Below are 22,511 nucleotides of genomic sequence, written 5' to 3'. Positions count from 1 at the left end.
ATCGTTTGTCCGGGGAGAGAACGAAGGTGCTGCCTCAGGCCGACGGAACCTGCTCCAGCAGGTAGTCGCAGAACTTGTCCACAGTGGTCAGATCTTCGTTCTCTTCGAGGTCGATGAACACATCGAGCTTCGTCTCGATCTTCTCGATGAGCGCCAGGTACTCGATGGAGCTCATGCCCGTCTCGGGGAACTCCGTGTCCGCCTCGATGGTCTGGTTCTCCAGGACGCCGCCCGCGACTTCGGACAGGAGGGAGAAAATCTGCTGACGCAATTCAGCGCGCGCGTCTTCCGCGGTCATGGGTCCCCTTTGCTGAATCCGTGCGCATGGGCACGGATGGATGGGTTCGGAAAATGGCGGTTTCGCCGCGAGCGGGCGCAGCAGAACCAGGCCGGTGGTTTCGGCCGAGTGAACCTGAATTTTTATGATTACGGCAGTGAAAGGCACCCCAGTGTGCTCTCCGCCGTACTTCCCAGTGATCCCGCATATCCGTGCATGCGGGCGGATTCGACACCATTGTGTCCTGAAGCGTCCGCGGTTCGCAACAGCCCGCGTCGGGCTTTCCGCGCTCATGCCGCGCGGAAAGCCCCTTCGGGTCGGGTCAGCGCTTGCGTTTCTGGAGCAGTTCCGCGAACTGCCGCCAGTCCTCCGCGCGTGCCTTGGCGAGTTCGGAGATCAATTCCAGCCGGTGCTCGGGTATGTTCCTGGCGACCTGATCCCATTCGTCCCGGTCGTTCAGATGTCCGTCCAGCAGGCGCACCAGGGTCCGCCCCGACTCGGTGTACCGGATCGTGGGGTCCGATCGGAGCCGCTCCACGGCCGCTTGATCGTCGGCTCCCTGTGTGGTGCTGGGGTCGACGGCGTCGACCGGTCGAACGCGTGGCTTCGCCGGGGTGGGTTTCCGTGCTGCCGAAGGCGCCTCGCCGAGGCGGTGCCGATGGCGGACGTCGTGCGCCGTAGCGAGGGAAATCCCCGCGCCTCGCGCGATTTCCCGGACGGAGGCGGAGGGATTGCTCGTGATCAGCTCGTGGGCGCGCCGCCTGCCTTGGGCCGGGTCCAACGCGCGGACGCGGCCGTCCCGGCCGACGTGGGCGTTCGACTGGGGAACTTCCCCACTCGAACGCCGGCGCAGCTTGCCGACCGTCTTGTGGGACAGACCTGTGACCGCCGCTATCGCACGATCAGACCACTGTGGACGGACGTTGAGGATCCGGCAGGCGGCGCTCTTGCGGTCGGCGAGGGAAAGCGGTAGGCCGTGCGCGATATTCGACTTCACCGCCAGGATGAAGGCGGCTTGCTCGTCTCCGTCGAAGAACTGGGCGTTGATCACGGCGGCGTTCTTCATTTTCGCCGCCTGCAACCGGTGTGTCCCGTCGATCACCCGCATCGTGGGGCGGTGGACGAGAATCGGCGGAAGTGGAGCGTCCGTTTCGGCGAGCACTTGTGCGTAGGCCAGATCCACCCCGGCAGCCCTTGGGGAGTCCTCCACGGACAATGCGTCGAGCGGTACCTCGACTACCTCGCCGAGCGGCGGATCCGAGCTGACGGCTCCCCACTCACCTTCCCTCCTGGCCACGGGAATCTGCGTACCGTCCGCAGTCTCCTCCTTATGCCAGTTTAACATCTTCTAGCCCCCAGAGCACTTGGTGAATGTCAAACCTTTCTCATATTCGAGCTGGTGCGAGTGGTTGTCAAGGCCCGCGAGTCGCAATCGGTTAGGCCGCGACGGGCCGCGCTCGCTCGCCAGGGTGTTCGACAGCTGGTGACTTTTGTGCGATGCCGTGGGGTTCTCAGCTACTGTCCGTCGTCGGCGGTAACTTTGCCCGAGCAGCCTGGTGCCGGCCCGCCGGTCGGCAGGAGCCTCATTGACCGGGGAATCCGCCAAGGAGTATTCCGGTTATCGGCGTTGTTATTCGTTTTCCCTGGCGGCATGGGCGAGAGGTACATGAAGGCCCCCTTCCTGTACCTAGGCGCAAGGAAGGGGGCCTTCATGTACTCGGCAAAGGGGCGTTGGATGACCGGAGATCCACAGAATACGCTTTCAGAGCACATCCAGCTCTCGCGGCCACTCGACGGGTTCCCTGCTGAGCCCGAGCAACTCGAACTCCGAACGGGCCCAGTCGATCCGCACCCGGATCGCCAGCGCGGGCGCCACGGTCAACAGGAAGCGGCCGGGACCGCCGCCGACCTTGAAAACACCGTAGGTCAGGAACGCGGATCCGTCGCAGACGGCGAACAACGCGGTGAAAACCGTCGCGCGTTCGCTTTCCGGAATCGGGTCCAGCCATTCCAGCCCGCCGGTCAGCACCAGCCGCACCGCCATCCGAGCCTCCTCACCGCACCGGCCTTCAGCATGCCGATCGTCGGCGGCGCGCGGCGTCTCGTATCCTGCGCCGAACGCGTTGAAGGGGACGCCCCGAGTGGGACGTCCCCTTCAAGGAAGAGCCGGGTCTCAGCCCGCCTGCTGGTAGCGCTTGAGGTACTCGCCGGTCAGTGAGCTCTCCGCGGTCAGGAGTTTCTCGGGCGGGCCGGTGAAGACGATCTCGCCGCCGTTCTTGCCGCCGCCGGGCCCGAGGTCGATGATCCAGTCCGCCTGCTCGATCACCGCCAGGTTGTGCTCGATCACCACCACCGTGTTACCCGCGTCGACCATGCCGTTGAGCAGGCCCAGCAGCATGTCGATGTCGGTCATGTGCAGACCGGTGGTCGGCTCGTCGAGGATGTAGACGTTCCCGCCGCCGGAAAGCCGGTCCGCCAGCTTGATCCGCTGACGTTCACCGCCGGACAGCGTGCTCAGCGCCTGACCCAGCCCGAGATATCCGAGCCCGGTCTCGATCAGCGCGTTCACCTTCGCCAGCACCGGGGCCTCGGTGAAGTACTCCGCCGCCTGTTCCGCGGAAAGTTCCAGCACGTCGGCGATCGACTTGCCCCGCAGCTTGTGTGCGAGCACCTCGTCTTTGAACCGGCGCCCGTCACAGCTTTCGCAGTGCGTCGTGATCGGGTCCATATAGGACACTTCGGTGATCAGCACGCCACGGCCCTGGCATTCCTCGCAAGCGCCCTGGGAGTTGAAGCTGAACAACGCCGCGTTCGCGCCGCTCGCCTTCGCGAAGAGCTTGCGCACCGGGTCCATCAGGCCGAGGTACGTCGCCGGAGTCGAGCGGGAGGACGCCGCGATCGGCGTCTGGTCCACGAAGATCGCGTCCGGATGCGCCTCGCGGAAGACACCGGAGATCAACGAGCTCTTGCCCGAGCCCGCGACACCGGTGACGGCGGTGAGCACGCCGGTGGGGATGTCGACCGAAACGTTCTTCAGGTTGTGCAGTGAAGCCCGCTTGATCGGCAGCTTTCCCGTGGCACGGCGCGGATCCTCCTTGACGACACCCGCGCGTGCCAGCCCGGCCCCGGTCAACGTCTTGCCGGCGCGCAGCTGCCGGTACGTCCCCTGGAAGACGACCTCGCCGCCGTGCACGCCCGCACGCGGACCGATCTCGACGATATGGTCGGCGATCTCGATGACATCCGGGTCGTGTTCGACCACGAGGATCGTGTTTCCCTTGTCCCGCAACGCCCGCAGCAGGTCGTTGAGGCGTCCGACATCGCGGGGGTGCAGGCCGACGCTGGGCTCGTCGAAGATGTAGGTCAGCCCGGTCAGGTCGCTGCCCAGGTGCTTGACCAGCTTGAGCCGCTGCCCCTCACCACCGGACAGCGATGTCGTCGCCCGGTCCAGCGAAAGGTAACCGAGGCCGATCGCCTCGATACGTTCGAGCGCGGCCAGCACGCCCTGCGCCATCGCGGCGGTCTGCTTGTCCTTGATGGACCGGATCAGCTCGATCAGATCGGTGATCTGCAGCTCGCACCACTGCGCGATGTTCTTGCCCGCCAGCTTGGTCGCCAGCGCCGCCTCGCTCAGCCGTCCGCCGCGGCAGGCCGGGCAAGGCCCTTCGGTGATGAACTTCTCCGCCTGGGCGCGGGTCTTCTCGCTCATCGATCCGGTGTCGCGTTTGAGGTGGCGGCGGGTGAAGTTCGCGACCAGCCCCTCGAACGTCAGCGTCTGCGTCTTGCCGTTCTTGAAGGTGAGCTGGACCTTGCCCTCCTTGCCGTGCAGAAGGGTGTCCATCTCCTTCGCGGTGTACTTGTTGAGCTTCTTGGCCGGGTTGATGGCCTCGTGGTTGGCGTAGAACTGCCAGCCGGGGCTGCCGACCGGGTAGCCCGGCACCAGGATCGCGCCCTCGTCGAGCGACTTCGTCATGTCGAGCATCAGCTCGGGGTCCGGGCGCAGCGCGCGGCCGATGCCCTCGCAGTCGGGGCACATCCCGTTGGGGTCGTTGAACGAGTACAGCGAGGGATTGCCCGCGCTGGGCTTTCCCTGACGGGAGAACAACACCCGCAGCAGCGGGTGGATGTCGGCGACCGTGCCGACCGTCGAGCGCGCGTTCCCGCCGAGCGGGCGCTGGTCGACCACGACCGGGGTGGTCAGGTTCTCGATGGCGTCCACGTGCGGGCGTTCGTGTTTGGGCAGCTGGTTGCGGATGAACCAGGGGAAGGTGGCGTTCAGCTGACGCTGCGCCTCGACGGCGATCGTGTCGAACACGACGGAGGACTTCCCGGAACCCGAAACCCCGACGAAAACCGTGATCTGGTTCTTCGGGAGCTCGAGCGAGACGTCCTTCAGGTTGTTCTCGTGAGCGCCGGTGACGCGGATTCCCTCACCCGCCGGTTGCTTGGTCTTGCGGGCTGCGGCAGTCACAGAAGTTCCTTTCCTCGCCGGTGCGCGTGAATGATCGCGCCTGCTCACCAGTGTCGCAGCGCCGCCGAATGCCCGGTAGTCGATTCGTGTGTGATCGGGCCAGGATCTCGTCACGACGGAACAGTGAAATTTTCACGGTCCCCGTGAATTCAGGCGCGGGTGTAGACGGCGCCGATGACGCCGGTTTTCAGCGCGTTCGCGCGCGTCAGCTTCAGCGGGATCTCCTTGTCCGTTCCGTCGAACAGTTTCGCTCCCTCGCCGGCCACCAGCGGCATGATGTTGAGCGCCAGTTCGTCCAGGAGTCCTTCGGCGAGCAGCCATTGGACGAGCTTCGGGCTTCCGGGAACCCGGATCTTCTTGCCGGGTGCTTCCTTCAACCGGGTGATCTCGCCGGCGATGTCACCGGTGATCAGGCTCGTGTCCGGCCAGGTCAGCGTCGCTTCGTCCAGTGTCGAAGAAACGACGTATTTGTGCGTCCCGTTGAGAAACGCCGCCATCGGGTTGCTGTCACCCTGCGGCTTCCACATCTGTTCGAAGGCCAGATACGTGTCCTTGCCCATCAGGATGGCGTCCGAGGTGGCGAGGCTCTCGCTGATGCCTTCGCCCATCTCGTCGGACCAGTATTGGCCCATCCAGCGGTCGGGCCGTTCGGCCACCCCGTCCAAGGACATGAACAATCCCGCGGCGATTTCGCGCATGACGAACTCCTTCGTTGTCCTCCAGGCCCGTGTTCAGGCCGCCGGCCGATCTTCCCACCGTCGCGCGCGACACTCCAAGGGATCGAGCACAGCGGAAGAAGTCCAGCGAACCGGCAGCGCGGACAATGCGCGCATCGTCGGAGAGACGGTCCACTCCAGGGAGTCTTCGGGTACGGCGAGGGAGAGTTCCGGCGCACGACGGGAAAGCGCGCGCAGTGCCGACTGGATCTCGACCCGGGCGAGGTGGGCGCCGATGCAATGGTGCGTCCCGTGCCCGAATGACAGATGCCTGCCGTTCCTGTCCATCGCGAACCGGTCCGGCTCGGTGAAGACCTCCTCGTCGCGGTTGACCACCGGCAGCAGCGCGGTCATCAGGTCGCCCGGCTTGATCCTCAGGCCCGCGATGGTGACTTCTTCCGTCGCGACCCGCGTCATGCTGAAGTTCACCGCGGGGCTGTACCGGAGTGTTTCCTCGACGGCGGCGTCCAGCAGCGCCGGGTCCGCGTCCAGCGAGGCCAGCAAGCCCGGCCGGGAGATCAGGCAGAACACCGCGTTGGCGATCTGCGCGGCCGCCAGCGCGTGCCCGTCGAAGAACAGCGAAGCCGCCAGCCCGGTCAGTTCGGCTTCGTCGAGCGCGCCCGAGCGGTGTGCCTCGATGAGTTCGGCCATCAGCCCGGACGGCGGGTCTTCGGTGTCGGCGAGCATCATCGCGACCTCGTCGTGCAACAGCAGTTCGCCTTGGTAGACGGCGGATCGTGGGGAGCCCGGCTTGCCGAGCCGCGCGTTCGCGCGTTTGCGGACGGCTTCGCGCCGCGACACCTGAACACCCAGCAGCTCGGCCTGCGCGGTGAAGGTCAGCGGGGCGCAGAAGCCGGCGATCAGGTCCGCGGTGGGGCCCGTGCCGATCAGCCTGTCGAGCAGGCCGTCGGCGGTGGTTTCGACGTAGCCGCGCAGCTGCTCCGCCCGGCGGGCGGAGAACGCGCCGCCGATCAGCTTCCGGATCCGGGTGTGCCTCGGCGGGTCCAGGTCGGTCACCGACATCCGGGTGGCCGGCCCGCGCGGATGGGTCGTCTCGGCCAGCACGGCCCGGCTGAACCGCTTGTCACGCAGGAAATCGCGCGCTTCGGAATAGCTGCTCACCAGCCATTCACGGCGTCCGTCGCGTTTTCGTGAGCCGAACGGGCAGCCGTCGGGGATGTCGTCCCCGACGAGCTGCCGCCGCTGCCGCCCTTCGGCGAAGTCCGAGCCTCCACGACCCCCTGTTACGTCGCCCATCGGGTCCATCCTCCGATCATTGATTCCGTGCGGGCACGCGCAGCGCGAGCAGGCAGACCGCGACCGAGGCCACGGACAATGTCGCGATGGCGACCCGCAGGTCGGTGTGCCCGGCGATCTGGCCGACCACCGCCGGGCCGAGCAAGAGGCCGACACTGGCCAGTGACGCCGCCGAGCCGATCACCGCGCCGCGGTCCTCCGCGGTCGCGCCCCGCCCGATCAGCCCGTAGACGGTGGGCGTCGACACCGAGATCGCGCCGCCCACCACGGCGGTGCCGACCAGGCCGTGCACCGGAGCGTCGGCCAGGGAAAGCATCAGCACGCCCACTCCGGAAAGCGCGCCGGAAGTGAGCAGCACCAGGCGATCCGACGCGCGGCCGGACAGCCAGTGCCCGCCGAACCTGCCCAGCGCCATACCGGCGGCGAAGATGCCGGGCGCGGCGGCCGAGATCCCGACCGGCGCCCGGGTGATGTCGGCGAGGAACACCGCGCTCCATTGCTGGACGCCGCTTTCCACGACCATGGCCAGCGCCGCCAGCAGGCACAGCAGCAGGATCGCCGGGCCGAGGCGCAGGCGCCTTCCCGGTTCGCGGCCCTGCCGCACCAGCCGCCCCGGGACGGAATTCCTCGCCGCGATCGCGCCGAGCACGACCAGCGCCGAAAGCGTCAGCGCGATCGCTTCGGCGGGTACTCCCGCGGTGCGGGCCGCCCCGGTGCCGAGACTGCATGTCAGCAGGCCGATGCTGAACAACGCGTGCGCGCGATTCATCACGCGTGGTCCGTCGCCCGCTTCGGCCGACGCCGCCAGCGCGACCACGACGACATTGCAGGCGCCGGAGCCGAAACCGAACAATCCCAGGGCCAGGAACAAGGCCGGAACGGATCCGGCCAAGGCGGGTGTCGGCGAGATGAGCGCGAATCCGGCGAAGGTCGCGACCGCCACCGGGCGGCCGAACCGGTCGAGCAACCGGCCGATCGCGAACATCGCGGGCATCGCCGCGAGCGCGCCGATCAGCAACGCGGCGCCCAATTGCGCTTCACCGGCGCCGGTGGCGTGGCGGACGTCCGGCAGCATCGAAAGGTACGGGCCCCACAATGCGCCGTACGCGGCGAATCCCGCGAAGACCGTGCTGGTCCTCGGGGCTGCGGTGACGACGGCGACCATGAGGCGTGACAGTCCTTTCCGTGCTGATCGGCGGGAATTCGCCAAGAGGCGGACATTCGCAGGTTAGCAGCGGGATTCGAGAACGGGCCACGATTATTTACCGCATTTATGGAGAAGGACGGCGACGTGTTCCATCGGTATTCTCGGCGAAGGTGCGGTTTTTTCAGGCTGGGATAATCATCCCAAAAATGAAGAATTCATACCCGGAAGGTTAACCATTCACTGCTCCCACGCCGCACTCGGTCGCATGATGTAACCGCACGAGAGTGTCTCCGTTGTGAGGAACAGGAAGGTAGTGCGTCATGTTGCAGAACGTCGAACCCGCGACCGCGTCGAGGGCCGGCCCGGGGCCGCGGGGGACCGAGACTGAATTCGCGATCCACGCCGAAGGGCTGGTGAAACGGTTCGGCGAGACGACCGCGCTCGACGGGGTCGACTTGACCGTCCGCTCGGGCACCGTGCTCGGGGTCCTCGGCCCGAACGGCGCCGGGAAGACGACCACGGTCCGGGTCCTGTCCACGCTGGTGACGCCGGACGAGGGCCACGCCACCGTGGCCGGGTACGACATCGAGAAGGACGCCCACCAGGTGCGGCAGCTGATCGGCTTGACCGGTCAGTACGCGTCGGTCGACGAAAGCCTGACCGGTGTCGAGAACCTGCTGCTGATCGGGCGGCTGCTCGGCCTCTCGCGGCGGGCGGCCAAGGCCCGCGCGCACGAGCTCCTGGAGCGGTTCTCCCTCACGGAGGCGGGCGGCCGGGCGGCGAAGGGTTACTCGGGCGGTATGCGCCGTCGGCTCGACCTGGCCGCCAGCCTGGTCGGGGACGCGCGACTGCTGTTCCTGGACGAGCCGACCACCGGTCTCGACCCGCGCAGCAGGCTTGAGCTGTGGGACGTCGTACGCGGTCTGGTCGCCGACGGCGTCACGGTGCTGCTGACCACGCAGTACCTGGAGGAGGCCGACGCGCTCGCCGACGAGATCGTGGTCGTCGACCACGGCAAGGTGATCGCCAAGGGCACGCCGGACGAGCTCAAGGCCAGCACCGGCGCCCAGCGCCTGACGGTGCGTGGTGCCCAGGCCGGCGACCTCGAAAAGGTCGTGCGGCTGGTCGGCGAAATCGCCGGCGCGACGCCGGACGTTTCCGGCCAGGTCGTCAGCGTCCCGGTCACCGACCCGGCGGCGTTGCCCGGCGCGGTCCGGCGGCTGGAGGAGGCGGGCATCGTCATCGGCGAGCTGTCCCTGCGCAGCTCCAGCCTGGACGAGGTGTTCCTCAGCCTGACCGGGCGTCCGGCCGAGGAGACCGCCGAGGAGACCGAGGAGGAGATCCGATGACCGCCGCGACCACGACGCTGCCGCCGCGGCAGTTGTCGGCCCGGGTCGGGTTCTTCCAGGGCATCTCGCAGATGTTCACGCTGGCCTGGCGCAGCACCGTTTCGGTCAAGCACGAGCCGAAGCAGCTGGCCGACATCAGTTTCCAGCCGATCATCTTCACACTGCTGTTCACCTTCGTGTTCGGTGGCGCGATCTCCGGTGACCGGAGCGCGTACCTGCAGTTCATGATCCCGGGCATGCTGGTGATGAGCATGCTGTTCGCGACCATCAACGTCGGCATCGGCCTCAACACCGACCTGTCCCAGGGCGTGTTCGACCGGTTCCGCTCGTTGCCGATCGCGCGCTGGGCGCCGCTGGCCGGGCGGATCATCGGTGACCAGTTCAAGCAGGTCTGGTCCGTGCTGCTGGTGGTCGGCGTCGGGCTGCTGCTCGGCTTCCGGCCGGAGAAGGGCTTCCTCGGCGTGCTCGCGGCCGGGTTGCTGCTGCTGGTGTTCGCGATCGCGTTCTCCTGGGTGCCCACGCTGGTGGGCGTCGCCGCCGACCAGGCGGAGAAGGTCCAGGTGTTCGCGTTCGCGGTGATCCTGCCGCTGAACTTCGTCAGCGGCGTGTTCGCGCCGGTCGAGACGATGCCGTCCTGGCTGCAGGCGTTCGCGGAGGTCAGCCCGGTGGCGATCCTGCTCGAGGCGTGCCGCGGACTGATGAACGGTGGCGACGGGGTCACCTCGGCGGTGATCTGGTCCCTGGTCTGGGCGGCCGTGATCGCGATCGTGTTCGGGGCGCTTTCGGTCCGTGCCCTGAAGAAGCGGATCTGAGCAATCGCCGCTCGATCACCGGAGCCGTGACGCGTGCGCGCGCCACGGCTTCGGTGTTTCGGGGGCCTGACCCGGGGAGCGCCGATGGACGAGCTGGACTACAACACCTGCAACGCCACCTTCCGCAGCCTGACCGACCAGCAGCGGCTGATGGTCGAGGAGACGTCGAAGCTGATCGGGGCGGACGCCGATCTGGAGCTGACGTCGTACGGCTGCGGGTTCGGCATGTTCGAACTGGAGCTCATCGCGCGCGTGCCGCGGAGAACGGTGTGGTTCCAGGGCGTCGACACCAACGGCGAAGCGGTCGAACGACTGCGCGCGAAGCTGGCGGGGCTGCCGAAGGTCCGGGGCCACCGCGTGCTCACGGCGAGCATGGCCGACGTCGCCGACCTCCGGATCACGCCGACCGAGTATGGCCTGTTCGTCCAGTCGTTGTGCTACCTCGGCGCCGACGAGGGCATGGCGGTGCTGAAGGAGGCCCGCAACCGGCACCGGCGGCTGGTCGTCGCGGTGCCCCCGCTGAACCGGCTGAACGGTCCCTTCGCGGAATCCCTCGCCCGGCAAGGCGTCGTGCGGCCGTTGTTCGCGCAGACGCTGGCGGAGGAACTGACGCGGTTCGGCATCGAGTTCCGGTCCGTCACGGTGGGCGCTGAGATCACGGTGCCGGTCTCCGAGCCGGCACACCGTATTCTCGAATTCCTGACCTTCGCGCGGCATCAGCCTTGGCGCGGCGGGACCGGCCGGGCGGAGCTGCTCGACGCGGTCGCCGCGTTGGGCACGGTTTCCGCGGGGCAGGTGCGGATTCCGCATCCGGTCGAGGTGTTCGGCATCGGCTAGCGGTGCGGTCCGCGCCTCTTCGTTGCCAGGCCTGAGGTGGGTCGGCCGTCGGTCGTAGTGAAGGCCTCCTTCCCAACTTTCAGGGTAGTGAAGGAGGCCTTCACGGACTTGTCTCCCGCATCACCAGCCAGGCCTCCGCACGCGCCCAATGTGGCATTGGGGACCCCCAACGTCCCCAATGCCACATTGGGCACACGGTCGGAGGCCCGCCAGAGCGTAGAAAGGGCGGAACCCGGGCCCTGAGGAGGGGAGGCCCGGGTTCCGTATGGGGAGGGTCAGGCGACCGTGCCCGGTTTGGGCAGCTGCTGCTTGGCAGGCGTGTTCTGATACGACGCCAGCTGCCAGGCGCCGTCCCGCTTGACGACCGTCCACGACGCACGGATCGACTGGGAGTCCGCGACCTCGGTCTCGCCGGGGCCGAGCACACCGCCCTGGGTGATCAGGACACCGGAGTCCGGGGTGAAGAAGCGGATCTCCAGCGGACGGCCGGTGACCTGGGTGCCCTTGTAGTTGCCCGCGAAGGATTCCACGAGGAACGCCCGGATGTCGTCACGGCCTTTCTTGAAGACGCCGGGAAGGATCATCGTGCCGTCCTCGGTGAAGACGCCGGCGAAGGCGTCGGCGTCGTGGTACGCCCACGCGGCGATCACCTTCTGGGTCAGCGCCGCGATCGCCGCCTGGTCGGCGGCCGTGCCGGTTTCGGTCGTGGTCATCGGAGGATCCTCCTAGATGTAGAGGGTGTTGGGCTCGAGCCCGCAGAGCACGCGGCCGTACAGTTCGGTGTTGGTGTTCGGGTGCATCAGCGCGTGGAGGTTGACCGCGGCGACGTCGCGGGCGATGCGCTGGATCGGGATGCCGTGGTAGATCGACGAGCCACCGGAGGCGGCCGCGAGAATGTCGATGCCTTCCTTGGCGCGGCGGACCACGGCGCCGAGGTCGGCGCGCGCGATCGCGCGTTCCTCGAGTTTCCACGGGGTGCCGTCCGCCGTCTTCGTGTCGACCAAAGTGGACAGACGGTGCGCGTGGAATTCGGCCTCGTCGATCTTCAGCGCCGATTCGGCCACCTGGTGGTGCGTGATCGGGGCCTCGCGCTGGGAATCGTAGGCGGTGTAAGTGATCTTGCGGTCCGGCAGGCGTTTGAGGAAGGTGTCCTGCGCGCTCCGTGCCATCCCGACCAGCGTGCCCACCGACGACGCCGAGGCGACGGGAAGCAGCGGCGCCCGGTAGATCGAGGCCGAAGCCCCGCCCTGGCCTTCCAGCACCGCCGGCAGCGGGAGCACCCGCTCCGCGGGGATGAAGACGTCCTGTGCCACCGTCGACACGCTGCCGGTACCGCGCAGGCCCGAGGTGTCCCAGTCGTCCACGATCAGCAGATCCGAGATCGGCACCAGCGCCATGATCGGGTACGGCTCGCCCTCCGGCGGCACGAGGATCGCGATGATCTCCTGCCACTGCGCGTGCAGGGCCCCGCTGATGAAGCCCCATTTGCCGTTCACCACGACCCCGCCGTCGACCGGCGCGGCCATCGCGGACGGGCTCAGCGTGCCGCAGACGCGCACGTCCGGGGTGGCGAACACCTCGTCCTGCACCGCCTCCGGGAACTGGCAGGCCATCCAGGTCGGGATCCAGTACACCGAGGCGACCCAGGAGGTCGAGCCGTCGGCGCGGCCGATCTCGGTGGCGATGTCGACCAGGGTGCGGGTGTCGGCCTCGTAACCGCCGTAACGCTGGGGGCGGCGCAGTTTGAAGACGCCGGCCTCGGCCAGTGCTTCGATGGATTCCTCGTGCACCCGCCGGTTCTGTTCCTGCCAGGCCGAGTGCTTCTTCAGTGCGGGTGCCAGTTCGGCCACGCGGCGAACCAGTTCCTCCCGCGTCGGAACATCGGTGCTCGACACCTTGACCTCCTAGATCGTCGACTGGTCCAGCTTCGCAGCGGGCGGACGCCGGGGTCGTCTTCCCGTTTGCCGGTGCGTCAGGCTGCCGCACGTTCGGAGGTGCGGCCGGGGAAATCCACCACGTTCCGGCCGTCGCGGCGGGCGAACCAGGTCGCCAGCGGTGCCGCCATCGCGGTCGAGACCAGCGCCATGATCACCAGCATGGTGAACAGCGTCGGGGAGAGCACGCCGAGGTCGAGCCCGATGTTGAGCACCACCAGTTCGGTCAGGCCGCGGCAGTTCATCAGCGCGCCCACCTGCAGCGACCGGTTCCAGTTCTCGCCGACCGCCCGCGCCGCCAGTGCCGAGCCGCCGAACTTGCCCGCGACGGCCACGAGCAGGATCGCGCCGCACCAGAGCCACGCGCCGCCGCCGGAAAGCAGGCCGATATCGGTGCGCAATCCGCTGTAGGCGAAGAACAACGGCAGCATCAACGCCGTCGTCAGCCCACCGGCCTTGTCGTGCAGCCAGGTCGCCATCGGGTTGTCCCGTGGGAACACCACCCCGAACACGAACGCGCCGAACATCGCGTGCACCCCGATCCACTCGGTCGCCATGGCGCACACCAGCACCCCGACCACCGAGAGCGGGGCGACCCTGTGCAGCCGTGCTGCCGAGGCCCCGGCCACGAACTTCCGCAGCAGCGGCCGGACCACCAGGCCGAGCAGCGCGACGAACGCCGCGGTGAGCACGACCGTCAGTACCACCCCGAACAGCGAGGACGCCGTGGTCAGCGCGATCACCAGCGCCAGCAGGCTCCACGCGGTCACGTCGTCGACCACCGCGCAGGTCAGTGTCACCACACCGATCTCGCTGCGGAAGAGCCCTATCTCGTGCAGGATCCGCACCAGCACCGGCAACGCGGTGATGCTCAGCGACACCCCGAAGAAGAGCGCGAACGGCAGGAATCCGCCGCCTGCCCCGAACCGGGTGTAGGCGAGCATGGCGAGCCCGACGCCGAGCAGGAACGGCAGCGCGATGCTGACGTGACTGACGACCAGCGCGAGCCGTCCGCGGCCGCGCAGCAGCGCGGTGTTCAGTTCAAGCCCGGCGAGGAACACGAAGAAGATCACGCCGAGCTGCGCCACGACGTTCAGTTGCGGCACCGTCGCCTTCGGGATCAGCGCGGCCGCGCCCGAAGGCCACAACGCGCCGAGTACCGACGGGCCGAGCAGGATGCCCGCGGTGATCTCGCCGATCACCGCGGGCTGCCCGATCCGCTGGGCCAGCCGGCCGACCACCTTGCAGGCACCGACCACCACGGCGATCGCCAGCAGCAGCTGGGCCAGCGAAGGTCCGGTCGCCGCCTTAGCGGTCGCGGCACCGGCGCCGCCTTCGCCCTGTCCCAGCAGGACGATCGCGACGACGACGGGGAGCACGACCAGTCCTATGTAGACCCATAGTGCCCGGCGGCCGGTCCGGGGTTCGCTCTCCTTCATGTCCCGTCCGCTCAGGGTTCGGTGACGTTCGCGACCAGATCGTCGAGGCTGATGTTCAGCAGCGGATGCTTGCCCGACAGCCCGGAGATCAGCGTGACGAAGTCGGTGCTCGGCGCGTGGAGCTGTTCCGGGTCGACGATCTCCTGGGCGAGGTCGTAGTAGTACTCCTTGTACTTCGTCCGGTCGTAGAACCGCTCGACGAAATTGCGGATCTCGTCGAAGAACGCGCGATAGTTCCCGGCGTACCGGTCGAGCGCCTTCTCCTCGATGGCCGGGTGGTCGAGGATCCGATCGACCACTTTGGACAGCGAGCTGCCCGCCAGCGTCGCCAGCGCGACACCGGTGGAGAACAACGGGTCGACGAACGCGGCCGCGTCGCCGACGAGCACCCAGCCGTCACCGTAGAAGGTTTCGTTGGTGTAGGACCAGTCCCGCGCCGTCCGGTACCCGGCGTGCTGGCGCGCGTTGGCCAGCAGCCCCTTGAGCCGGGTCGTCTTGTCCCGCTCGGTGAGGAAGAGCTGTTCCAGCGACTTGTCGTCGGCGTTGGCGAGATCCGACTTGGTCACGTAGCCGACGCTCATCGTGCCCTTGTCGATCGGGATACCCCAGAACCAGCCGTCGGTGGTGCCTTCGATGAGGATGTTGGTCCACTCGTCACCGGGAAGCCGGTCGCAGTTGTCGTAGTAGGTCCAGACCGCGACGTTGCGGAGCTCGTTGTGCCAGGTGATGTCGCTGAACTTCCGGCCGATCACCCGTGACTGGCCGGACGCGTCGACGACCAGCGAAGCGCTGGCCTCGTAGTCGCCCGCCGAGCCGCGCAAGGTGAACCGGACGCCGGTGACGCGGCCGGTGCCGGACTGGATCACGTCCTTGACCGTCGTCTCCTCCACGACGTACGCGCCGAGTTCCCGGGCACGGTCGAGGATCAGCGTGTCCAGATCGGCGCGGCGCGTGTGGTAGGCGTAGGTGCCTTCCGCGGCCTTCATGAACGAGAAGTTCCATGGCACGTCCCGGTTTCCCCACACCAGGCTGCCGCCGTACTTGCGCTCGAAGCCGCGGGCCTCCATACGGTCGAGCAGGTCCAGCTCCTGCAACGGGCGCATGCCGACCGGGATCAGGGATTCGCCGATGTGGTAGCGGGGAAAGCGTTCGCGTTCGAGGACCAGGACCGTACGCCCCTCCTTCGCGAGGAGACCGGCGCAGGTCGCGCCCGCCGGGCCGCCACCGATGACGATGACGTCGAACCGCTCGGGCATACCGTGGAGCGTGGCTGACATGAGGAACCCTTCCTGGGCCGATGGAGGAGTGGAGGCGCTCACGCGCGCCGGATGCCGATATGCGGGTCGTAGCTCAGGTACAGCCCGTTGATCGCCTTTTCGGGCTTCTCCGGAGCCTGCTTGTGCTCGTGCACCCGGTTGAGGTTGTCCAGCGGGTTGTGTTTGCCGCTCTCGTCGCCGAGCAGGTGGCCCTGGATCCGGCGGTAGACCTCCTCGGTGTCCTCGAGATCGGCGATACCGGTGACGAACCGGTCGAACGCCGCCTGCACGTCCATCCCTTCCCAGTCCTTTTCGGACAGTTGCTGCGCGCGGAAGAAGTGGTGCTCCTTGCCTCGGTAGCTCTCGTAGAAGGTGGACACCAGCACCAGCAGCCGTTCGTAGGCGCGGCGATAGACGACTTCGTAGAAGTCCCATGCCTCGCTCTCGCCGAGCTCACCGCGGATGACGCTGCTGATCGCGGCGGTGCCGATCAGGGCGCTGTAGGTGCCCAGGTGCACACCGGTCGACAGCAGGGGGTCGAGGAAGCAGGCGGCGTCGCCGGACAGCAGGAAGCCGGGGCCCTGGAACCGTTCGGCCGCGTACGAATAGTCCTGCTCGACCTTGACCTCGGTGACCTGCTCGGCCTCGACCAGCAGCTGCTGTATCGCCGGACAGTCGCCGATCGCCTTGTGGTACACCGGGTCCACCCCGCCGAGCTCGTTGCGCGCGGCGTTGAAGGAGTCCCGTCCGGTGACCAGCCCGACGCTCATCGTGCCGTCGGGCAGCGGGATTCCCCAGAACCAGCCGTCGTCGACCGAGGCGACGGTGATCGCGCCGCTCGGCCCGCGGTCGAGCTGCTTCGCGTCCTTCCAGTACGACCAGGCGGCGACGTTGCGGAAGACGTTGTGGAACTTGCGGTTCTTCAGATACTTGGTGGCCATCACGCCGCCGCGGCCGGAGGCGTCGACGAGGTAGTCGAATTCGATCCGTCCGGTGCTGGCCGGGTTCTTCGCCTCGGCCCAGTGCGCCGCGACCGGGCGGTCACCGTCGAAGTCGAGCTTCTTCACCGCGATGCCCTCGGTGACGTCGACGCCGACCTCGCGCGCGTGATCGAGCAGGATCTTGTCGAAGTCGGCGCGGATGACCTGCCACGCGCTGGTGCTGCCGTCGCGGCCGTGCGGCCGGAAGCGCACCTCCCATTCCTCGGGGCCCCAGAAATAGTAGGCGCCGCCCTTGGGCTGGAACCCGGCCGCGGCGATCTTGTCCCAGACCCCGAGGCGTTCCAGGATCGGGCGGCACGAAGGTAGCAGCGATTCGCCGATGTGATAGCGCGGGAAGCGGTCCCGCTCGAGAAGAGTGACCTCGAAGCCCTCTTTGGCCAGAAGCCCGGCAGCGGTGGAGCCCGCCGGTCCACCGCCGATCACGAGGATCTGGGTCGTTGCGCGCATGACACCTCTCCAACTACGCCGACAGCCGGAATTGCTTGCCCGACGCTAACAAGCGTGAATTGAGATCCACTCAAGAACTGGTTGCCCGGTAACGGTTTCCCGGAACAGCAGTCGAAGAGACGCTCTTGCCCCGGAGGCGGACGACGATTCTTCCCGTGTCGGACTCCGACGGCCCGGCCGACTACCTATTTGGAGGCATCCCGCGATGGGCGAATACCTTGGCGAACGCGCCGTCGTGCTCGGCGGCGGCATGGCCGGCCTGCTGACCGCCCGCGTACTTTCGGAACGCTACCGTTCCGTCGTGATCGTCGAGCGTGACACGATCGTCGGTGTCACCGGCACCCGCCGCGGCGTGCCGCAGGCGCACCACGCGCACGCGCTGCTCGCACGCGGCCAGCAGATCCTCGAAGACCTCTTCCCCGGCCTGCAGGCCGAGCTGACCGCCGACGGTATCCCCAGCGGTGACCTCTCCGGCAGCCTGCGCTGGTATTTCAACGGGAAACGCCTGCAGCAGAAGAAATCCGGCCTGCTCAGCGTGTCCGCGACCCGCCCGGAGCTCGAAGAGCACGTCCGCGCACGCGTCGTCGCGCTGAGGGGCGTCGAGGTCCGCGAGCGCACGGTGATCCAGTCGCTGGTCGCGACCGGCGACCACTCGCGGGTCACCGGTGTCCGCGTGACCGGTGAGGACGCCGAGCCCGAGACGCTCCTCGCCGATCTCATCGTCGACGCCACCGGCCGCGGCAGCCGGTCGCCGGTGTGGCTGGAGGAACTCGGCTACGAGCGTCCGGCCGAAGAGAAGATCAAGATCGACCTCGCCTACACCTCGCGGCTGTTCGAGCTGGACACCGACCCGTTCGGCGACGATCTGGCGATCAACCCGGTCGCCTCGCCTGCCAACCCGCGTGGCGCGTTCTTCGTGAACCTGCCGGGGAACGTGGCCTTGCTGTCGCAGACCGGCCTGCTCGGGGACCACCCGCCGCGTGACGCCAAAGGTTTCCTCGATTTCGCCAAGACGCTGGACGCGCCCGAGATCTACCAGGCCGTGCGCAACGCGAAGCCGATCAGCGAGATCGCCAGCTTCAAGGTGCCCGCCAGTGTCCGCCGCCGGTTCGACAAGCTGCGTCGCTTCCCCGAAGGCCTGCTCGTGATCGGGGACGGTGTCTGCGCGTTCAACCCGGTGTACGGCCAGGGCATGACCGTCGCGGCCATGGAGGCCGCCCAGCTGGGCACGCATCTCGACGCGGGCGGCGTGCGGCCGTTGCGGTTCTTCAAGGAGATCGGCCCGATCATCGACGTACCGTGGGACATCTCGGCCGGCGGGGACCTCGCCTTCCCCGGTGTCGAGGGCCCACGTCCGCTGAAGGTCAAGATGGGCAACGCCTACATGGCGAAGCTGCACTCCGCGGCGACCGTCGACGGCCGGTTCACCGAGGCGTTCTTCCGGGCCGCGGGCCTGGTCGACCCGCCGACCGCGCTGATGCGGCCGAGCCTGGTGGTCGGCGTGCTGCGCACCGCGCGGCGCGTCAAGACCACCGCATCTCTCGCCCCCGCCGCCACGATCGGTCAGGCCCCGCCCGCCTCCGACGACCTCGCGGCCTGAGCTTCAAGGAGCCATGGTCATGAACGAACCCGTCGGCAAACGCGCGGTGGTGATCGGCGGCAGCGTCGCCGGCACCCTGGCGGCGAGAGTGCTTTCCGAGTTCTATCGCGAGGTCGTGGTCGTGGACCGCGACGAGGTGCTCGGTGTGGACAAGCCGCGCCGCGGCACCCCGCACACCTGGCACGCGCACGGACTGCACGCGCGCGGCTACTTCATCCTCGAAGAGCTCTTCCCGAACCTGCTCGACGAACTGCGGGACTCCGGGATCCCGGTCGGCGATCTCGCGCGGATGAAGTGGTACTTCAACGGGAAGCAGGTCGCACCCGCCGACAGCGGGCTGCCGTCGATCACCGCGCTGCGCCCGGTGCTGGAGCATCATCTGCGGAAGCGCACCGCGGCACTGCCGAACGTCACCTACCGCGAACGCACCGACGTCCACGGCCTGCTCGCCACGCGTGCGGGCAACCGGATCGTCGGGGTCCGCGTGCAGGCTCGCGACGGTTCGGCGGAGGAACGGCTCGGCGCGGACCTGGTCGTCGACGCCTCCGGACGCGGTTCGCGGACGCCGGTGTGGCTTGAGGAACTGGGCTTCGAACGGCCGTCCGAGGAACGCGTGAAGATCGGGCTGGCCTACACCACCCGGATGTTCCGCAAACGGCCGGAGATGTTCGACGGCTGGCAGTCGATCAACCCGGTCGCCTCGCCCGAACATCCGCGGGGCGCGTTCTTCGGGCAGGTGAACGAGAACGAGTGCATCCTTTCGCTCACCGGGATCCTCGGTGATCATCCGCCGACCGACGCGCGCGGCTATCTCGACTACGTGAAGTCGTTGCCCGCACCGGAGATCTACGAGGCGGTGAAGGACGTCCAGCCGTTGATCGAACCGGTTACGTTCAAGTTCCCGGCGAGTTCGCGGCGGCGCTACGAACGGCTCAAGCGGTTCCCGGAGCGGCTGTTCGTGCTCGGTGACGCGTTCTGCAGTTTCAATCCGGTGTACGGCCAGGGCATGACGGTCGCGTCGATGGAGGCCATCGCGCTGCGCGAGCATCTCTCGCGACGGTCCGAACCGGACTCGCGGCGGTTCCTGCGCGAGATCGGCAAGGTCGTCGACAACCCTTGGGAGATCTCGACCAGCGGTGACCTCGACTTCCCCGGCGCGGAAGGGAAGCGGACGCTCAAGGTCAAGATGGGCAACGCGTACATGGCGAAACTCCAGTACGCGGCGACGATCGATCCGGCCATCACGGCGGCGTTCATGCGGGTGGCCGGGCTGGTCGATCCGCCGACCGCGCTGATGAAACCGGGCCTGATGCTCAAGGTGCTGAGAGCGAACCGGCGGCGTCCCGCCCCGCGGGCGACGGTGACCGAGCTGCCGCGTGCCGACCGCGAATCGCGCGCTGCCTGAATCGGCACTGAGGTACATGAAGGCCCCCTTCCTGTACCTAGGCGCAAGGATGGGGGCCTTCATGTACTTGGGAAGGTGTCCTTCACGCGCACTGAAGGCCCCCTTCCTTGCGCCTGACGCAAGGAAGGGGGCCTTCATGTACCGCGAGAAAGAAGCGCGCCCACGTTCGCCTTGCCCGTCAATAACCGCCCTTGCCGCTCACGGGTTTTCCTTTCCTTTCCCCGCAACAAGTGAGATGCGTCTGTCGGCCCTTCCGGCTGATCATTGAGGTGTCAATGACCATTTCCCTGGCGGTGGGAGAGAAATTCATGCGCAGATTCAAGAAGGTCATGACCGCGCTTGCCGCGGTCGCGGCGGTGGTACTGCTGGGGGGAACGGCGACGGGGGCGGCGGCGAACACGGGATGGAGACATTCGGACGCGGCGCTCGCCCGCTCCCTGCCGGGCGGGTTCCAAAGCTCCTACGCCGACGTCAACGGTGTCCGTCTGCATTACGTGGCCGGTGGTTCCGGCAGTCCGGTGGTGCTGCTTCCGGGCTGGCCGCAGACCTGGTGGGCGTTCCACAAGGTGATGCCGGCGCTGGCCGAGCACCATCGCGTGATCGCCGTCGACCTGCGGGGGATGGGCGGGTCGTCGAAGCCGCCGGCGGGCTACGACAAGGAGACGCTGGCCGCCGACGTCCACGCGCTGCTCGCCAAGCTCGGGTACGCCAAAGCGGATCTGGTCGGCCACGACATCGGCGCGATGGTCGCGCACAGCTACGGGATCAAGTACCCGCAGGCGGTCGGCAAACTGGCGCTGATGGACGTGGTCGCGCCCGACAAGAGCCTCTACCAGCTACCCCTGTTGCCCAGCGCGCCCGGCCAGTTCTCGCCGTGGTGGTGGACGTTCAACCAGCTGCAAGGCCTGCCGGAGCAGCTCGTCTCGGGCCGCTCGCGCTACGTCGTGGACACGATGATCGATCAGCTCTCGGTGGTGCCGTCGGCGGTGGACGACTTCGACCGGAGCGTCTACGCGCGGGCCTACTACACGCGTGACGCCGTCCGGGCCGGGAACGGCTGGTACCGGACGCTCAACCAGGACATCGCGGCCGGCTCGGCGTACGGGAAGCTGACCATGCCGGTGCTGGGCCTGGCCGGGGAGTTCAACCACCAGTACTTCGTCCAGGTGATGCCGTCGAAGGCGGCGGATCCGCAGGTGGTCAAGATCGCCGGGGCGGGGCATTACCTTTCCGAGGAACAGCCCGCTCAGGTCATCGGCGCGCTGACGAAGTTCCTCGGCTGAAACCGCTTTTCGAGGCAGTATTGGAGGCGTCCCGGCCGAGCCGCCGATGGGATTCTGCGAAAAGGAAAGTCCTGGAATTCCCAGCCTATCGGGAAAAGGTGGCTAAAATGAAGGTTGGTGTTACCGGTGGCACCGGGTTCATCGGGCGATACGTCTGCGAGGAGCTCGCCGCACGAGGGCATACGCCGGTCGTGTTCGACCATCGTGGCGAGGGGGACGGCGGGCCATGGGAGGTCATGCTGGGCGACATCCGCGACGCGACGGCGCTGACCGAGCTCGCGGCGCATTGCGACGGGATCATCCACCTGGCGGCCGTGCTGGGCACCCAGGAGACGATCACCAATCCGCGGCCCGCGGTGGAGACCAACGTCATGGGCGGCCTGAACTTCCTCGAGGCCGTCGCCCAGTACGATCTGCCCGGCGTGTACATCTGCGTCGGCAACCACTGGATGAACAACAGCTACTCGATTTCGAAGACGACGGTCGAGCGGTTCGTCCGCATGTTCAACGCCGACCGCGGCACCCGCGTGAACTGCGTCCGCGCGGTGAACGCCTACGGCCCGCGCCAGAAGGCCGCGCCGCCGTTCGCCGCGGGGAAGGTCCGCAAGATCACCCCGGCGCTGATCTGCCGGGCGCTGTCCGGGATGCCGGTGGAGCTCTACGGCGGCGGACGGCAGATCTCGGACATGGTGTGGGTCGGCGACGTCGCCCGCACCCTGGTGGCCTCCCTGGAGGCCGCCGCCGAGGGGCGGGTGCTGGAGAACACGGTCGAGATCGGGCCCGCCGAGTCGGTCACCATCCGCGAGGTGGCGGAGCTGGTGATCGACCTGTGCGAGCAGCGCGGCCACTCGCGGGTGGGCATCACCGACCTGCCCATGCGGCCGGGTGAAACGCCGGACACCCCGGTCACGGCCGATGTCTCGACCCTGCTTTCCGTCGGCATCGAGCCGGAATCCCTGGTCACGCTGGAAGAAGGCATGGCGAAGACGGTGGACTGGTACCTGGAGCACCGCGGTACCGCCTGGGACGTCCCTGGGCCCGGTCTCCGCGCGGCCTGACAGCATGTCGCGAAAGCCACTTTCGGGACGTCACACGTCGCGAAAGTGGCTTTCGCGACACGGCCGCGAGCTGATCCACCCCTGAAGCGGGGGGGGGGCCCCCCCCCCCCGCCGCCGCGGGGGGGGGGGGGGGGGGCGCCCCCGCCGGGGGGGGGGGTGGGGTGGGGGGGGGGGCGCGGCCGGCCCCCGGCGCCGGCGGCGGGGCGGGCCCCGGGGGCGCCG

The 22,511-nt window shown here is 67.9% G+C and carries 19 protein-coding genes; 7 read left to right on the top strand and 12 right to left on the bottom strand.

Features of this window, described 5'->3' with window-relative positions:
- Positions 1–34: 34 nt before the first annotated feature.
- The 7 genes from ACIBTM_RS02705 to ACIBTM_RS02675 form a co-directional block, all read right to left on the bottom strand.
- Positions 35–298 carry an acyl carrier protein gene (locus tag ACIBTM_RS02705; RefSeq protein WP_395874846.1) on the bottom strand — a complete coding sequence of 88 codons (264 nt, stop codon included), beginning with the start codon at positions 296–298 and terminating at the stop codon, positions 35–37.
- Positions 299–599: 301 nt separating this feature from the next.
- Positions 600–1,574, bottom strand: a complete 975-nt coding sequence (locus tag ACIBTM_RS02700) for a streptomycin biosynthesis protein (protein WP_395874845.1) — start codon at positions 1,572–1,574, stop codon at positions 600–602.
- 465 nt (positions 1,575–2,039) lie between these two features.
- Positions 2,040–2,321: a DUF6235 family protein gene (locus ACIBTM_RS02695; RefSeq protein WP_395874844.1), complete on the bottom strand. Its 282-nt coding sequence runs from the start codon at positions 2,319–2,321 to the stop codon at positions 2,040–2,042.
- Between the two features lie 129 nt (positions 2,322–2,450).
- The gene (locus ACIBTM_RS02690; protein WP_395874843.1) at positions 2,451–4,748 is read right to left on the bottom strand and encodes an ATP-binding cassette domain-containing protein; all 2,298 of its coding nucleotides are present in this window, start codon (positions 4,746–4,748) and stop codon (positions 2,451–2,453) included.
- Positions 4,749–4,897: 149 nt separating this feature from the next.
- Positions 4,898–5,446: a dihydrofolate reductase family protein gene (locus ACIBTM_RS02685; protein ID WP_395874842.1), complete on the bottom strand. Its 549-nt coding sequence runs from the start codon at positions 5,444–5,446 to the stop codon at positions 4,898–4,900.
- 33 nt (positions 5,447–5,479) lie between these two features.
- Positions 5,480–6,721: a cytochrome P450 gene (locus ACIBTM_RS02680; protein ID WP_395874841.1), complete on the bottom strand. Its 1,242-nt coding sequence runs from the start codon at positions 6,719–6,721 to the stop codon at positions 5,480–5,482.
- Positions 6,722–6,737: 16 nt separating this feature from the next.
- The gene (locus ACIBTM_RS02675) at positions 6,738–7,886 is read right to left on the bottom strand and encodes an MFS transporter (protein WP_395874840.1); all 1,149 of its coding nucleotides are present in this window, start codon (positions 7,884–7,886) and stop codon (positions 6,738–6,740) included.
- A 302-nt stretch (positions 7,887–8,188) separates the two neighbouring features.
- Between ACIBTM_RS02675 and ACIBTM_RS02670 the strand changes: the two genes are divergently transcribed.
- From ACIBTM_RS02670 to ACIBTM_RS02660, 3 genes are all read left to right on the top strand, one after another.
- Entirely contained in the window at positions 8,189–9,217 is a 1,029-nt protein-coding gene (locus ACIBTM_RS02670; protein ID WP_395874839.1) for an ATP-binding cassette domain-containing protein, read from the top strand.
- On the top strand, positions 9,214–10,029 hold the full coding sequence (locus tag ACIBTM_RS02665) for an ABC transporter permease (protein WP_395874838.1): 816 nt from the start codon (positions 9,214–9,216) through the stop codon (positions 10,027–10,029). The genes ACIBTM_RS02670 and ACIBTM_RS02665 overlap by 4 nt, the downstream gene beginning before the upstream one ends.
- 84 nt (positions 10,030–10,113) lie before the next feature.
- Positions 10,114–10,866 (top strand): class I SAM-dependent methyltransferase, encoded by a 753-nt coding sequence (locus ACIBTM_RS02660; RefSeq protein ID WP_395874837.1) that lies wholly within the window; start codon positions 10,114–10,116, stop codon positions 10,864–10,866.
- A gap of 275 nt (positions 10,867–11,141) precedes the next feature.
- Here the strand turns inward: ACIBTM_RS02660 and ACIBTM_RS02655 are convergent, their stop codons facing one another.
- The 5 genes from ACIBTM_RS02655 to ACIBTM_RS02635 all read right to left on the bottom strand — a co-directional run bounded on the left by ACIBTM_RS02655 (position 11,142) and on the right by ACIBTM_RS02635 (position 16,943).
- A complete protein-coding gene (locus ACIBTM_RS02655; protein ID WP_378369500.1) occupies positions 11,142–11,579 on the bottom strand; it encodes an SgcJ/EcaC family oxidoreductase in 438 nt (145 codons plus the stop codon).
- 12 nt (positions 11,580–11,591) lie between these two features.
- The gene (locus ACIBTM_RS02650; RefSeq protein WP_395874836.1) at positions 11,592–12,761 is read right to left on the bottom strand and encodes an acyl-CoA dehydrogenase family protein; all 1,170 of its coding nucleotides are present in this window, start codon (positions 12,759–12,761) and stop codon (positions 11,592–11,594) included.
- 77 nt (positions 12,762–12,838) lie between these two features.
- Positions 12,839–14,239, bottom strand: coding sequence for a cation:proton antiporter (locus ACIBTM_RS02645; RefSeq protein WP_395874835.1), 1,401 nt, complete (start codon positions 14,237–14,239; stop codon positions 12,839–12,841).
- Positions 14,240–14,250: 11 nt separating this feature from the next.
- The gene (locus ACIBTM_RS02640) at positions 14,251–15,516 is read right to left on the bottom strand and encodes an NAD(P)/FAD-dependent oxidoreductase (RefSeq protein WP_395874834.1); all 1,266 of its coding nucleotides are present in this window, start codon (positions 15,514–15,516) and stop codon (positions 14,251–14,253) included.
- A gap of 38 nt (positions 15,517–15,554) precedes the next feature.
- Complete coding sequence (locus tag ACIBTM_RS02635; RefSeq protein WP_395874833.1) at positions 15,555–16,943, bottom strand: NAD(P)/FAD-dependent oxidoreductase; 1,389 nt, start codon at positions 16,941–16,943, stop codon at positions 15,555–15,557.
- Positions 16,944–17,148: 205 nt separating this feature from the next.
- Here ACIBTM_RS02635 and ACIBTM_RS02630 point away from each other — a divergent pair, with 205 nt between their 5' ends.
- The 4 genes from ACIBTM_RS02630 (at position 17,149) to ACIBTM_RS02615 (ending at position 22,289) form a co-directional block, all read left to right on the top strand.
- Positions 17,149–18,543 (top strand): NAD(P)/FAD-dependent oxidoreductase, encoded by a 1,395-nt coding sequence (locus ACIBTM_RS02630; RefSeq protein WP_395874832.1) that lies wholly within the window; start codon positions 17,149–17,151, stop codon positions 18,541–18,543.
- Positions 18,544–18,562: 19 nt separating this feature from the next.
- Positions 18,563–19,948 carry an FAD-dependent oxidoreductase gene (locus ACIBTM_RS02625; RefSeq protein ID WP_395874831.1) on the top strand — a complete coding sequence of 462 codons (1,386 nt, stop codon included), beginning with the start codon at positions 18,563–18,565 and terminating at the stop codon, positions 19,946–19,948.
- Positions 19,949–20,256: 308 nt separating this feature from the next.
- A complete protein-coding gene (locus ACIBTM_RS02620; protein WP_395874830.1) occupies positions 20,257–21,231 on the top strand; it encodes an alpha/beta fold hydrolase in 975 nt (324 codons plus the stop codon).
- Between the two features lie 107 nt (positions 21,232–21,338).
- The gene (locus tag ACIBTM_RS02615) at positions 21,339–22,289 is read left to right on the top strand and encodes an NAD-dependent epimerase/dehydratase family protein (protein ID WP_395874829.1); all 951 of its coding nucleotides are present in this window, start codon (positions 21,339–21,341) and stop codon (positions 22,287–22,289) included.
- The last annotated feature ends 222 nt before the right edge of the window (positions 22,290–22,511 follow it).

Source organism: Amycolatopsis sp. NPDC049868, from assembly GCF_044461365.1.
GTDB lineage: Bacteria > Actinomycetota > Actinomycetes > Mycobacteriales > Pseudonocardiaceae > Amycolatopsis.
Note: the sequence above shows the minus strand (reverse complement) of the source record. Positions and strands in the feature narration are given on the sequence as shown.

What these genes read in the sequence shown, in the direction of transcription:
- ACIBTM_RS02705 (WP_395874846.1), bottom strand. Translation starts at nt 298, where the DNA reads ATGACCGCGGAAGACGCGCGCGCTGAATTGCGTCAGCAGATTTTCTCC.
- ACIBTM_RS02695 (WP_395874844.1), bottom strand. Translation starts at nt 2,321, where the DNA reads ATGGCGGTGCGGCTGGTGCTGACCGGCGGGCTGGAATGGCTGGACCCG.
- ACIBTM_RS02685 (WP_395874842.1), bottom strand. Translation starts at nt 5,446, where the DNA reads ATGCGCGAAATCGCCGCGGGATTGTTCATGTCCTTGGACGGGGTGGCC.
- ACIBTM_RS02680 (WP_395874841.1), bottom strand. Translation starts at nt 6,721, where the DNA reads ATGGGCGACGTAACAGGGGGTCGTGGAGGCTCGGACTTCGCCGAAGGG.
- ACIBTM_RS02675 (WP_395874840.1), bottom strand. Translation starts at nt 7,886, where the DNA reads ATGGTCGCCGTCGTCACCGCAGCCCCGAGGACCAGCACGGTCTTCGCG.
- ACIBTM_RS02670 (WP_395874839.1), top strand. Translation starts at nt 8,189, where the DNA reads ATGTTGCAGAACGTCGAACCCGCGACCGCGTCGAGGGCCGGCCCGGGG.
- ACIBTM_RS02665 (WP_395874838.1), top strand. Translation starts at nt 9,214, where the DNA reads ATGACCGCCGCGACCACGACGCTGCCGCCGCGGCAGTTGTCGGCCCGG.
- ACIBTM_RS02660 (WP_395874837.1), top strand. Translation starts at nt 10,114, where the DNA reads ATGGACGAGCTGGACTACAACACCTGCAACGCCACCTTCCGCAGCCTG.
- ACIBTM_RS02655 (WP_378369500.1), bottom strand. Translation starts at nt 11,579, where the DNA reads ATGACCACGACCGAAACCGGCACGGCCGCCGACCAGGCGGCGATCGCG.
- ACIBTM_RS02645 (WP_395874835.1), bottom strand. Translation starts at nt 14,239, where the DNA reads ATGAAGGAGAGCGAACCCCGGACCGGCCGCCGGGCACTATGGGTCTAC.
- ACIBTM_RS02640 (WP_395874834.1), bottom strand. Translation starts at nt 15,516, where the DNA reads ATGTCAGCCACGCTCCACGGTATGCCCGAGCGGTTCGACGTCATCGTC.
- ACIBTM_RS02635 (WP_395874833.1), bottom strand. Translation starts at nt 16,943, where the DNA reads ATGCGCGCAACGACCCAGATCCTCGTGATCGGCGGTGGACCGGCGGGC.
- ACIBTM_RS02630 (WP_395874832.1), top strand. Translation starts at nt 17,149, where the DNA reads ATGGGCGAATACCTTGGCGAACGCGCCGTCGTGCTCGGCGGCGGCATG.
- ACIBTM_RS02625 (WP_395874831.1), top strand. Translation starts at nt 18,563, where the DNA reads ATGAACGAACCCGTCGGCAAACGCGCGGTGGTGATCGGCGGCAGCGTC.
- ACIBTM_RS02620 (WP_395874830.1), top strand. Translation starts at nt 20,257, where the DNA reads ATGCGCAGATTCAAGAAGGTCATGACCGCGCTTGCCGCGGTCGCGGCG.
- ACIBTM_RS02615 (WP_395874829.1), top strand. Translation starts at nt 21,339, where the DNA reads ATGAAGGTTGGTGTTACCGGTGGCACCGGGTTCATCGGGCGATACGTC.